The 11,946-nt window shown below is 64.2% G+C and carries 9 protein-coding genes; 8 read left to right on the top strand and 1 reads right to left on the bottom strand.

The features are described 5' to 3' along the window. Position 1: 1 nt before the first annotated feature. Positions 2 to 193, bottom strand: a complete 192-nt coding sequence (napE, locus tag WHT83_RS20555; RefSeq protein ID WP_108607510.1) for a periplasmic nitrate reductase, NapE protein — start codon at positions 191 to 193, stop codon at positions 2 to 4. A gap of 305 nt (positions 194 to 498) precedes the next feature. Here napE and WHT83_RS20560 point away from each other — a divergent pair, with 305 nt between their 5' ends. The 8 genes from WHT83_RS20560 to WHT83_RS20595 all read left to right on the top strand — a co-directional run bounded on the left by WHT83_RS20560 (position 499) and on the right by WHT83_RS20595 (position 11,944). Next, complete coding sequence (locus WHT83_RS20560) at positions 499 to 2,166, top strand: flagellin (protein ID WP_406872244.1); 1,668 nt, start codon at positions 499 to 501, stop codon at positions 2,164 to 2,166. A 152-nt stretch (positions 2,167 to 2,318) separates the two neighbouring features. Further along, positions 2,319 to 4,217, top strand: a complete 1,899-nt coding sequence (locus tag WHT83_RS20565) for a sigma-54-dependent Fis family transcriptional regulator (RefSeq protein WP_406872245.1) — start codon at positions 2,319 to 2,321, stop codon at positions 4,215 to 4,217. 302 nt (positions 4,218 to 4,519) lie between these two features. Continuing rightward, positions 4,520 to 6,322: an NAD(P)/FAD-dependent oxidoreductase gene (locus WHT83_RS20570; protein WP_406872246.1), complete on the top strand. Its 1,803-nt coding sequence runs from the start codon at positions 4,520 to 4,522 to the stop codon at positions 6,320 to 6,322. Positions 6,323 to 6,465: 143 nt separating this feature from the next. Continuing rightward, positions 6,466 to 7,431 carry a helix-turn-helix domain-containing protein gene (locus tag WHT83_RS20575; protein WP_406872247.1) on the top strand — a complete coding sequence of 322 codons (966 nt, stop codon included), beginning with the start codon at positions 6,466 to 6,468 and terminating at the stop codon, positions 7,429 to 7,431. 140 nt (positions 7,432 to 7,571) lie between these two features. Next, positions 7,572 to 9,089 carry an aldehyde dehydrogenase gene (gene adh, locus WHT83_RS20580; protein WP_406872248.1) on the top strand — a complete coding sequence of 506 codons (1,518 nt, stop codon included), beginning with the start codon at positions 7,572 to 7,574 and terminating at the stop codon, positions 9,087 to 9,089. A 68-nt stretch (positions 9,090 to 9,157) separates the two neighbouring features. Further along, positions 9,158 to 9,511 carry a DUF779 domain-containing protein gene (locus WHT83_RS20585; protein WP_406872249.1) on the top strand — a complete coding sequence of 118 codons (354 nt, stop codon included), beginning with the start codon at positions 9,158 to 9,160 and terminating at the stop codon, positions 9,509 to 9,511. Between the two features lie 166 nt (positions 9,512 to 9,677). After that, a complete protein-coding gene (locus WHT83_RS20590) occupies positions 9,678 to 10,562 on the top strand; it encodes a MurR/RpiR family transcriptional regulator (RefSeq protein WP_108607503.1) in 885 nt (294 codons plus the stop codon). Between the two features lie 233 nt (positions 10,563 to 10,795). Then, positions 10,796 to 11,944, top strand: a complete 1,149-nt coding sequence (locus tag WHT83_RS20595) for a mandelate racemase/muconate lactonizing enzyme family protein (RefSeq protein WP_406872250.1) — start codon at positions 10,796 to 10,798, stop codon at positions 11,942 to 11,944. Positions 11,945 to 11,946: the final 2 nt, after the last annotated feature.

The following is an 11,946-nucleotide window of genomic DNA, read 5'->3' on the forward strand; positions in this document are numbered from 1 at the left end:
CTCAACCTCCCGGAGGCCCGGGCGGCCCGAAGATGATCTGCCACATCCAGACCATGAAGCCGTAGCCGCCGACGACGCCCACGGCGACGATGGGCCAGATTCCGAAGGCCAGAACGAGGAACGCCAAGAGCTCTTTGCGGCGCGTGGAAACACCAGGCCGAACGGTGCCGGAGTTTCCTTGGTCCTGGGTCATGATCCCCTCATGTGCCTTGGACAGGAAAGTGCATTCGCGACGGGAAGGTTACTCCAACAGATCATCTTTGCAACTCTGCCGGCAGGCGATTCTGCTTGTACGAAGCAGCGATGGGGTCGCAGCAGGCGCCGCCATGACCTGGGCGGCGGTGCAATGCGAAGGCGCGCCGCCAGGAGCGACGGCGGGCAAATTCCATCAAGACATCGGCCGTCGTTTACGATTTATTAACTATACCATATCCATTTGTTGACGAAATAAACTTTGCATCTACTCGAAAATACTATTTCATAACTTTGCAGATCAGCATGACAAGCATATTGACGAATTCCTCTTCAATGACCGCCCTGCAGGCATTGAAGGCCGCAAGCTCGAGCCTTGAGGCGACGCAAGGCCAGGTCAGCACCGGCCTTCGCATTTCGGAGGCGTCGCACAATGCAGCCTACTGGTCGATCGCCACCACTATGCGCTCCGACAACATGGCGCTGTCGACAGTTTCCGACGCCCTTGGCCTGGGGATCGCGCGGGCCGACATTGCCTACACCGCGCTCGATTCAACCGTAGGACTACTTTCGGATTTCAGCGCCAAGGTCATCCTCGCCAAGGATCAACCGGACAACCGGGCCAAGATACAGACCGAGTTGGAAAACCTGAAACAGCAGATCGCAAGTATCGCAACCTCCGCCAATTTCAACGGAGCGAACTGGCTGAACACCGAACATCCCGGCAATCTGGCCGAACTCTCGGACTACAAGACGGCAATCGTGTCTTCGTTCGTCAGGTCACCGGAAGGCCATGCTTCGATCGGCAAGACTGACGTGAACCTCCTCCGCACGAGCCTGTTCAATGTCGGTGGCGGCGGTGCGCTGCAGGCGGATCCCAGGAGCCTGGGAGACATCGGCGGATTGCGCGGCCAGAGCCTGAACACCAATGGGGCCATGGGCTTCCAGGACTTCGGCTTCACCGGTGCTGTCGCCATTGGCGACACCGAGGCGATACGCTTTACCTTGACGCTGGACGAAGGCCTCCATGCGGCCGGGCAGACTTTCGATGTCGTGATCGACAAGGCGCTGGTCAGCGCCGAACTCGGAACCACCGATGGCCAGATCAACACCATCGCCGAGATGCAGAGAGTACTCGAGGCGGCGCTCAACGACGCCGGTGCGCCCGCTGTCGTCAGTATCGCAGGGAGCAGGTTCGCAATCCGGAGCGAGGAATTGACGGGAGAGTCGGGTTCAAGCGTCTCAGTGGCGCTGACCGAGACCATCGGCGGACAGGCTGCGGGTCTGGAAAATCCGCTGGCTGGAAACATCCGCGACAGTTACGCGACAACAGGCCTTCTCTTCGCCGCCCCCTTCCGCGTCCACAACGATGTGGAATTCAGCTTCGAGATCGAAGTCAGCGGCAACACGCCGGTCAGGATCACCATCGACCGTGCCATGGTCGACGCGGCTCTCGGAACCACCGACGGCATCGTGGCCGATCCCGACCAGCTTGCTGTCCTGCTCGACCACGCACTCGACGGCCAGGGCATCAACGTCGTCGCAACCAGCAACTTTGTAAGATTGCTCATCGACGACACGGTGCATCCGAACGCCGGCGCGCGATCCACGATCGCCTTGAGTGATGTCGCCGACAATGTCGGGATATTGCCTGACTTCGACCTGATGGACGTCGACGTCTCCGCTCCGTCGGCAAATCTGGACAATTACATCTCCGGTCTCGACGGCATGCTGAAGAAGGTCATGACCGCTGCCAGCGAACTGGGCGCCCTGAAAAAGAGCCTGAACCTGCAGGCCGATTTCGCAAGAAGCCTTTCGGATTCGCTCAGTCGCGGGGTCGGTCAGCTCGTCGATGCGAACATGGACAAGGCGTCGACCAGGCTCACCGCGCTGCAGACCCAGCAGCAATTGGCGATCCAGTCGCTGCAGATCGCCAACGCCAACCCCCAATCGATCCTGCAGCTCTTCCGATAACGTGCCGCCTGCCCCGGCATCGCGGCTCTCCGCCCGCGTCACCGCACCCCCTCGGTCTTTAGTCTCCTTTACAATGCCCTGAGGCCATGCAGTCATGTGGCATCAGGAGGAAATGGGAGGGCGGTGCGTTGGGAGGCGCGCCGCAATTGCCGATGTTTTCGCATTCCGACCATATTCGCGAGATCGAAAGCGTCAGCCTCGGTGCTTCGACCGGGCGCGACGAGCAGGTGGTCAAGTCGTGGCTGCGCTGCATCGAGCAGCATCGTCTCGACCCGACCCAGGCGTGCGAAGCCTATATCCTGCCCGACGGTGAACTGCGCGAGCATCGCCAGCAGTCGGAAGAGCTGATCGCCATCGCCCGCTCCGGCCTCGAAAACCTGTTCCGGCAGGTCGCCGGCCAGAACTACGTACTGCTGCTGTCCGACCGCAAGGGCGTGACCGTCGAGTTTCTCGGCGACCCGCTGTTCGACAACAACCTGCGCAAGGCCGGCCTCTACCTCGGCTCGGAATGGTCGGAAGCACGCGCCGGGACCTGTGCCGTCGGCGCCTGCCTGGAGGCGGGCGAGGCCCTGACCATCCACCAGACCGACCATTTCGACAACACCCATACGCCTTTGTCCTGCACGGCGGCACCCGTCTACGACATCCGCGGCGACCTTGCCGCAGTGCTCGACATTTCGCTGCTGAGTTCGCCGATCCGCAAGACCAGCCAGAATCTGGCGCTGCATCTGGTAGCTGCCACCGTGCGCCGCATCGAACTCGCCAATTTGATGGCCCAGACCCGCGACGAATGGGTGCTGCGCTTTGCCCGGTCGCCAGAATTCCTCGATGTCGATCCGGAAGCGGCGATTTCCATCGACGGCGCGGGACGCATCATCGGCATGACCCATGGCGGCGCCAAGATCCTGGCGCGTTCGGTCGGGCTCGACTGGCGCCAGCCGGACGGCCTGATCGGCCAGCCGATCGCACGCTTCTTCGACATGGAGATCGACGACCTGCCGGATCTCACCCGGCGGCGGCCGACGCAGGACCGCCTGGTCTTCGCCCGCGACGGCAACGCGCTGTTTGCCCACGCCATCGAACCGCACCACAAGGTCCAGGCGCCAACAATTGCGCGCGACCAGATCCCGGTTTCGCTGCGCGGCCTAAGCGGCGGCGATCCGCAAATGGCGGCACTCCAGGCCAAGGCGGCGAAGCTCGCCGGCAGGCCGCTGCCCATCCTGCTCCAGGGCGAAACCGGCACCGGCAAGGAATATCTCGCCAAGGCCATCCACGACGGCGCAGCCGCCAAGGGCAAGTTCGTCGCCATCAACTGCGCCGCCATCCCCGAGCAACTGATCGAAAGCGAGCTGTTCGGCCATTTGCCGGGCGCCTTCACCGGCGCCTCGGCCAAGGGCCGCAAGGGGCTGATCGAAGAGGCGGACGGCGGCACGCTGTTCCTCGACGAGATCGGCGATATGCCGCTTCCGCTGCAAAGCCGCTTCCTGCGCGTGCTGGCCGAAAGGGAGGTGCTTCCCGTCGGTGCTTCGCGGCCGAAGCCGGTCAATCTCAGGGTCATCTCGGCATCTCACCGCGACCTTGGTTCGCTCGTGCAGGAAGGGCGTTTCCGCGAGGACCTCTACTATCGCCTGAACGCCGCGACGCTTTCCATCCCGCCGCTGCGTGAGCGCCGCGACTTCGACTGGCTGCTCGACACGGTCATCGCCCGCCATCGCCTGGACGGCGAAACGCTGACAATGGCGCCCGCGGCACTGCTCGCCCTGCGCGCCCATGGCTGGCCGGGCAACATCCGCGAACTCGACAACGTCATCGCGGTTGCGGCAGCGCTCTGCCAGGACGGCGTGATCGAGCTTTGCGATCTGCCCGAGACCCTGGTGGCGGCGACCGAGGTGACCGACCGCCTGGACAATGCGGACTCCGGCCCGGCCGCACTGCAGGCGATGCTTGCCGCATGCAACTGGAACGTCTCCGAAACCGCCCGCCGCATGGGCCTCGACCGTTCCACCATCCACCGCCAGATCAAGCGCTACGGGCTGACCGCGCTCCACTGAGCTGTTGCAGCGCCTGCTGCAACAGCTGTGGCGTGCGCCAGGCGCGCTGCGACAGGTGTTGCCCCACCTCCCCCCGGAAATACCGGGCTTTCCCGCCATCCGCGACTTGGCACGGCACTTGCTGTGCATGGAGCGACTGGAATCGGAGGAACGCCATGTCGAACAGTTCGGGCATCCACGCCCTGCTGTCCCCTTCGGGAACACTTGCGAGATCCTGATCTCGCCAGTCCCCGCCCCGGGATCGCGCGACGCCAAGCGCCGCTCCCCAGCAAACAATCATCGGCAATTCGGAGGAAGGCAAAATGCTCGACGACAGCCCCCAGACCAAGATCGACAGTATTCTCGGCAAGCTGGAAAAGGCCCTTGCAAGCGGCGACATCGACGCCGCCGTGAACCTGTTCCAGGCGGACTGCTACTGGCGCGACCTCGTGACGTTCACCTGGAACCTCAAGACCATGGAGGGCCACGACCAGGTCCGTGACATGCTGAAGAGCCAGCTCGCTTCGATCAAGCCGGGCCGGTTCCGCCAGGATGAGAAGGAACTGGCCAGCCAGAATGACGGCATCACCGACGGCTGGTTCGAGTTCGAGACTGCGATGGCGCGCGGCTATGGCCACATCAGGCTGAAGAACGGCCTGATATGGACGCTGCTGACCACCATGAGCGAGTTGAAGGGCCACGAGGAACCCAAGGGCCTGCTGCGCCCGATGGGGGCCGAGCATGGCAGCGACGCCGGCCGCCGGACGTGGAAGGAAAAGCGCGAGGCCGAAGCCGCCGAACTCGGCTTCACCACCCAGCCCTACACCGTCATCATCGGCGGCGGCCAGGGCGGCATCGCGCTCGGCGCCCGGCTGCGGCAGCTCGGCGTGCCGACCATCATCATCGAGAAGAACGAGCGGCCCGGCGACAGCTGGCGCAAGCGCTACAAGTCGCTCTGCCTGCACGATCCGGTCTGGTACGACCACCTGCCCTACATCCCATTCCCGGAGAACTGGCCGGTCTTTGCGCCGAAGGACAAGATCGGCGATTGGCTGGAAATGTACACCAAGGTCATGGAGCTCAACTACTGGAGCTCGACCACCTGCAAGTCCGCCGACTATGACGAGGCTGCCGGGGAATGGACCGTCGTGGTCGAACGCGACGGCCAGGAGATCGCGCTGAAGCCGAAACAGCTGGTGCTGGCCACCGGCATGTCCGGCAAGGCCAACGTCCCGAAATTCAAGGGCCAGGACGTCTTCAAGGGCGAGCAGCAGCATTCCTCGCAGCACCCCGGGCCCGACGCCTACAAGGGCAAGAAGGTCGTGGTCGTCGGCTCCAACAATTCCGCGCACGACATCTGCGCAGCCCTTTGGGAAGGCGGCGCCGACGTCACCATGCTGCAGCGCTCCTCCACCCACATCGTCAAGTCGGACTCGCTGATGGAGATCGGGCTCGGCGACCTCTATTCGGAGCGCGCCGTCGCTTCGGGCATGACGACGCGCAAGGCCGACCTGATCTTCGCCTCCCTGCCCTATCGCATCATGCACGAGTTCCAGGTGCCGATTTACGACAAGATCCGGGAGAAGGACGCAGCCTTCTACCAGCGGCTGGAAGATGCCGGCTTCATGCTCGACTTCGGCGACGACGAGTCCGGGCTGTTCATGAAATATCTCCGGCGCGGCTCCGGCTACTACATCGACGTCGGCGCCTGCGAACTGGTGGCCGACGGCCGGATCAAGCTGGTCAGCGGCGTCGGCGTCGAGAAACTGACGGAAACCTCGATCGTTCTCGAAGACGGGCGCGAACTGGAGGCCGACCTCATCGTCTATGCCACCGGCTACGGCTCGATGAACGGCTGGGCGGCCGACCTGATCAGCCAGGACGTCGCCGACAAGGTGGGCAAGTGCTGGGGACTCGGCTCCAGCACGACCAAGGACCCCGGCCCCTGGGAGGGCGAGCAGCGCAACATGTGGAAGCCGACCCAGCAGGAAGCGCTGTGGTTCCACGGCGGCAACCTGCACCAGTCCAGGCACTACTCGCAGTATCTCTCCCTGCAGATCAAGGCGCGCCAGGAAGGGATCGCCACTGAGGTCTACGGGCTGCAGGACGTCCATCACAAGTCCTGACGTCAAGAACGCTGCAGGCCGGCGAGCTTCTACGCTCCCGGCCTGCATGCCTGTCTGGGTCTAACGACTAATTGACCGGAGCGCGGAAGCAGGCAACGACTAGACGCAGCAAGGAAGGGTGCAGACCACCGTCGGAGGAGAGGATGAGAGGCACCGCAATCGTCGAGCATGCCGACAAGGTCCAGGCGGCACTGAAGTCGAGCGACGCTGCGCGCTCGGCGCTTGTCGCTTCGTGGCAACGTTCGTCGCAGCACCGTCTCGACCCGACCCACCGAAACCCGCCAGAACGGCTGACCGAGGCCGAGCTGTCGCTGGCCCGGCAGCGCATCGAGCCGCTGATATCAGCAGCCCAGGCCAGCCTCGACCGGCTTTATCTTGCCGTCGGCGGGGTCGGCTGCTGCGTGCTCCTGGCCGACCGCAACGGTATCCCGGTCGAGCGCCGCGGCGCCGTCGCCGATGACGAGACCTTCCATGACTGGGGTCTGTGGACGGGCACGGTCTGGAGCGAGGAAAGCGAGGGCACCAACGCCATCGGCACCAGCCTTGTTGAGCAGCGGCCGCTGACCATCCATCGCGGCCAGCATTTCCTGTCGCGCAACACGGCACTTTCCTGCACGACGGCCCCGATCTACGACCATCAGGGCAATGTTGCCGCGGCCCTCGACGTATCGTCCTGCCGGGCCGACCTGACCGAAGGTTTCGTCAACCTGATCGCCCTTGCCGTCGGCGACGCCGCGCGTCGCATCGAGGCCGACAATTTCCGCCTCGCCTTCCCTCATGCCCGCATCATCCTGACGCCTGAGGTCGAGCGCAGTCCCGGCGGCATGATTGCCGTCGATGCCGACGACCTGGTCGTCGGCGCGACGAGACAGGCGCGCCTGACCTACGGCATCACGAGGGAGCGGCTCGAGCGGCGGCTTCCGGTCGCCGACATTGTCGGTGGCAGCATGCGGGCCGCCGAAGACCTCGACGAAGCCGAACGCGCCGCCCTTCAGCGGGCGCTTGCCCGCGCCGACGGCAACGTCTCCGCCGCAGCCCTGAAGCTCGGCATTTCGCGCGCCACCCTGCACCGCAAGCTCAATCGCCTCGGCATCCGCCGCGCGCATTGACCTTGCTGCCCGGAACTGTCGCAGTTCTGCGACAGTTGGCACCGGCGATCTCCCCTGCCCCGGCTGACACGGCCCGGATATTCTCCGACGCTGCTCCCGACGCGCTGCATCCCGCAGCGTTGCTTCTCGGGAGGAAGTTCATGAACAAGGTCGAGTTTTCGCGCACCGCCAAGGTGCCCTTCGCCAAGCGCTACGACAACTACATCGGCGGCCAGTGGGTCGCGCCGAAATCCGGCCGCTATTTCGAGAACATCTCGCCGGTCACCGGCCGGCCGCTCGGCGATATCGCCCGCTCCGACGCCGCCGACATCGAGGCAGCGCTCGATGCCGCCCACAAGGCCAAGGACGCCTGGGGCAGGACCAGCCCGGCCGCCCGCGCGCTGATCCTCAACCGCATCGCCGACCGCATGGAAGAAAACCTCGACCTGCTGGCGCTCGCCGAGACCTGGGACAACGGCAAGCCGATCCGCGAGACGACTGCCGCCGACGTACCGCTGGCCATCGACCATTTCCGCTACTTCGCCGGTGTCCTGCGCAGCCAGGAAGGCAGCCTGTCGCAGATCGACGACGACACCGTCGCCTACCATTTCCACGAGCCGCTCGGCGTCGTCGGCCAGATCATCCCGTGGAACTTCCCGCTGCTGATGGCCTGCTGGAAGCTGGCGCCGGCAATTGCCGCCGGCAATTGCGTGGTGCTGAAGCCGGCCGAACAGACCCCCGCCTCCATCATGCTGTGGGCCGACCTGATCGGCGACCTGTTGCCCGACGGCGTATTGAACATCGTCAACGGCTTCGGTCTCGAAGCCGGCAAGCCGCTGGCATCGAGCCCGCGCATCGCCAAGATCGCCTTTACCGGCGAGACGACGACGGGCCGGCTGATCATGCAATATGCCAGCCAGAACCTGATCCCGGTGACGCTTGAGCTCGGCGGCAAGTCGCCCAACATCTTCTTCCAGGACGTGACGTCGGAGGACGACGACTTCTTCGACAAGGCGATCGAAGGCTTCGTCATGTTCGCACTCAACCAGGGCGAGGTCTGCACCTGCCCGAGCCGCGCGCTGGTGCATGAGAAGATCTATGACCGGTTCATGGAGCGCGCGTTGAAGCGCGTCGAGGCGATCGTCCAGGGCGACCCGCTTGACCCGGCGACGATGATCGGCGCGCAAGCATCGTCCGAGCAGTTGGAGAAGATCCTGTCCTACATGGACATCGGCCGCCAGGAAGGCGCCGAGCTGCTGACCGGCGGCGAGCGCGCGCATCTGCCGGGCGACCTTGCCGGCGGCTACTACGTCAAGCCGACCGTGTTCAAGGGCCATAACAAGATGCGCATCTTCCAGGAGGAGATCTTCGGCCCGGTGGTGTCGGTCACCACCTTCAAGGACGACGACGACGCGCTGTCGATCGCCAACGACACGCTCTACGGCCTTGGTGCCGGCATCTGGAGCCGCGACGCCAACCGGCTCTACCGCTTCGGCCGCGCCATCCAGGCCGGCCGTGTGTGGACCAACTGCTACCACGCCTATCCGGCGCACGCGGCCTTCGGCGGCTACAAGCAGTCGGGCATCGGCCGCGAGACGCACAAGATGATGCTCGACCACTACCAGCAGACCAAGAACATGCTGGTCAGCTACAGCCCGAAGAAACTCGGCTTCTTTTGATCGCCTCCCAGGGCGCGGCACGGCAGAAATGCCGCGCCGTCTGCGCCTGAAGTGCGGGAGTTCCTGCGATGCCTGAAAAGATGTCCCTCGACAAGGTCTCCGCCACGCCTGAGGCAATCGCCCTGCTGGTCAAAATCATCGCCGACCACGGCCCGGTGCTGTTTCACCAGTCCGGCGGCTGCTGCGACGGCTCCTCGCCGATGTGTTATCCGCTCAGCGATTTCATCGTTGGCGACAACGACGTGCTGCTCGGAACGGTCGGCGAGACCCCCGTCTACATCGGTGCCTCGCAGTTCGAAGTCTGGAAACACACCGACCTGATCATCGACGTCGTTGCCGGTCGCGGCGGCATGTTCTCGCTCGACAATGGCCGCGAGAAGCGCTTCCTGACGCGTTCAACGGTCTGCACTCCGAAAGCGTGAGTACGGGCGGCTCGGCGCGCGTCCCTAGCCGCTCGCCCCCCGCGACCGCGGCTGTCGGGCCCGGCAAGCCGCTTCCCGACCGCTCCCTGTTCGGCCTGATGGTTGTTCCAAGAGCCGCTTATGGTAACGATGAGACAAACAGACTCGTCAAATCGATGAAGGCCATATGGGAAATCAAGCCAACCTGATCGACCGGCTCCGCATCGAAAACGATGACATGAACCCGGCCGACCGCGCGATCGCCAACGCAATTCTCGACGACATCGAAGCGGCGACGCGGCTGCCGATCAAGGAACTTGCGGCCAGGGCAAAGGTCAGCGAACCGACCATCATCCGTTTCACCCGGCGCATCGGCTGCGACGGCTTCACCGATTTCAAGATCAGGCTGGCGCAGGATTATGCGGTCGGCCGCATGTACATCGTCGGCGAGCGCAATTGGGCGGCGGAAACGGGCCCCGACGTCGCCGAAAACGTCTACGAGGCGACGATCCAGGCCCTCGCCGTGGCCTTCTCGCAGCGCGACCCGGCTGCGCTGGAGCAGGCATCGGAACTGCTCCACAAGGCGCGCCGCATCTTCTGCTTCGGCGTCGGCGGCAGTTCGGCAAACGTCGCACGCGAAGCGGAAAACCGGCTGTTTCGCCTGGACCTGGCAGTTTCGGCGACCGCCGACCCCTACAAGCAACGCATCATCGCCTCGACCGTGGAAGCCGACGACGTGCTTTTCATCTTCTCGGTCACCGGCAAGCCGCTCTCGCTGATCGACAGCGCCAAACTCGCCACCTCACTCAATGCCAAGGTGGTCACCGTCACCCATCCCGGCAGCCCCCTGGCCAGCCACGCCACCGTCAACGTGCCCCTCGTCGCCTTCGACGAGGAGAAATTCTTCTACATGCCGAACCGTGGACGCTACGGGCAATTGTTCGTGCTCGACTGCATCTCGACGCTGATCGGTGCACGCCGCCGCAGCACGGTCGGCAAGAAGCTGTGGCGGGCGCGTTCAACGCTCGTCGCACTGCACGGCAGCACCGACAACCAGCCCATCGGCGACTAATCGGTCGGCCTGCACCGCAATTCCGGACACCGCAGCGAGAGCCGCAGCATCTCGGCGTGAGATAGTTTTATTCAGCAAAGACAAATAGATAACGAGCTTTCCGCATCCCACGGATGGCGGACGTTCCCGCGCTTTGCACAGGGTGTGAAATTTTACTCCGCATGCGTTGACATGTGAGTAATAAAACTACATCCTTCGATGAAACAACACCTCAGCCCATCCGAAAGCCGACCATGCCGATAGCCGACAAAACCATTGTTTCCTTCCGCTTCGACGAGGTCATCGTGCCGGCGCACAAGGGTGTCATCAACTCGGACAGCCTGGCAAAGCCGCTTCACATGCTGCCCGTCGGCGGCAAGGCGGCCTGGAGCATGCAGTTCGACGAACTGCCCAAGCTTGTCCTGCGCATGACGCTGGCCGACGGCACCGTCGGCCTCGGCGAGTTCTACCGCGACCACGAATGGCCGCGCATCGAGGCGATCTGCGCCAACCTGCTCGGCCAGTCGATCATGGACCTGCCGCTGCAGGACCTGCCGCTGCCGCTGTGCCGCGAATATGACGGCTTCGAATGCGCGATCTGGGACGCCTATGCCAAGTCGCTCGACGTGCCGATGCACCGCCTGCTGGGCGGCGCCATCCGCGACCGCGTGCCTGTCAGCGCATGGTCGAGCCACCGCACGCAGGAAGAAGTCGGCCCCTGGGTCAAGCGCTACCACGAGCAGGGCTACAAGGTCATCAAGTTCAAGTGCGACCTCGAAGACGACGTCGCCGGCTGGTGCGCCGAGATCAAGCAGCACGCGCCGGGCATGAAGGTCATCTTCGATCCCAACCAGCGCTGGGAGAACGCCGGCAACGCCCGCCGCATCATCCGCGAGCTCGAAGCCGTCGGCAACGTGCTTCTGCTTGAGGACCCGCTGCCGCGCTGGATGCAGCTCGACTTCGCCGAACTGCGCCGCTTCTCCTCGATCCCGATCGTGCTGCACGTTTCGTTGCCCTACGTCTTCCAGGGCCAGCGGCCGCACGACGCCATCAACGCCATCGCCCACAATGCCGTCGACGGCTTCAACTTCAACGGCGGCCTCGCCAAGTTCCAGGTGCTCGATCACATCGCCGCAACCGCCGGCCTCTATTGCTGGCACGGATCGGAAATCGATCTCGGCATCCTCGAGGCGATGTATGTCCACCAGTCGGCGGCGGCGAAGAGCTGTGTGTGGCCGGGCGACATCTTCGGCCGCATGATCCGTACGCATGACCTGCTGGAAACCCCGCTCGCCTTCGAGCCGCCCCATGTCGGCATTCCGGCCGACGGTCCGGGACTTGGCGTGAAGCTCGACGAGGCCGCCCTCGCCCGCTTCCGCACCTCCGAACGCACGATCGCCTGAGG

The sequence above is a fragment of the Aminobacter sp. P9b genome (genome assembly GCF_045345995.1).
Taxonomy (GTDB): Bacteria; Pseudomonadota; Alphaproteobacteria; order Rhizobiales; family Rhizobiaceae; genus Aminobacter; species Aminobacter niigataensis.

Excerpts from the sequence above, each read along its gene's own strand:
- adh (WP_406872248.1), top strand. The coding sequence starts at position 7,572 with ATGAACAAGGTCGAGTTTTCGCGCACCGCCAAGGTGCCCTTCGCCAAG.
- WHT83_RS20560 (WP_406872244.1), top strand. The coding sequence starts at position 499 with ATGACAAGCATATTGACGAATTCCTCTTCAATGACCGCCCTGCAGGCA.
- WHT83_RS20590 (WP_108607503.1), top strand. The coding sequence starts at position 9,678 with ATGGGAAATCAAGCCAACCTGATCGACCGGCTCCGCATCGAAAACGAT.
- WHT83_RS20575 (WP_406872247.1), top strand. The coding sequence starts at position 6,466 with ATGAGAGGCACCGCAATCGTCGAGCATGCCGACAAGGTCCAGGCGGCA.
- WHT83_RS20570 (WP_406872246.1), top strand. The coding sequence starts at position 4,520 with ATGCTCGACGACAGCCCCCAGACCAAGATCGACAGTATTCTCGGCAAG.
- napE (WP_108607510.1), bottom strand. The coding sequence starts at position 193 with ATGACCCAGGACCAAGGAAACTCCGGCACCGTTCGGCCTGGTGTTTCC.
- WHT83_RS20565 (WP_406872245.1), top strand. The coding sequence starts at position 2,319 with ATGTTTTCGCATTCCGACCATATTCGCGAGATCGAAAGCGTCAGCCTC.
- WHT83_RS20595 (WP_406872250.1), top strand. The coding sequence starts at position 10,796 with ATGCCGATAGCCGACAAAACCATTGTTTCCTTCCGCTTCGACGAGGTC.
- WHT83_RS20585 (WP_406872249.1), top strand. The coding sequence starts at position 9,158 with ATGCCTGAAAAGATGTCCCTCGACAAGGTCTCCGCCACGCCTGAGGCA.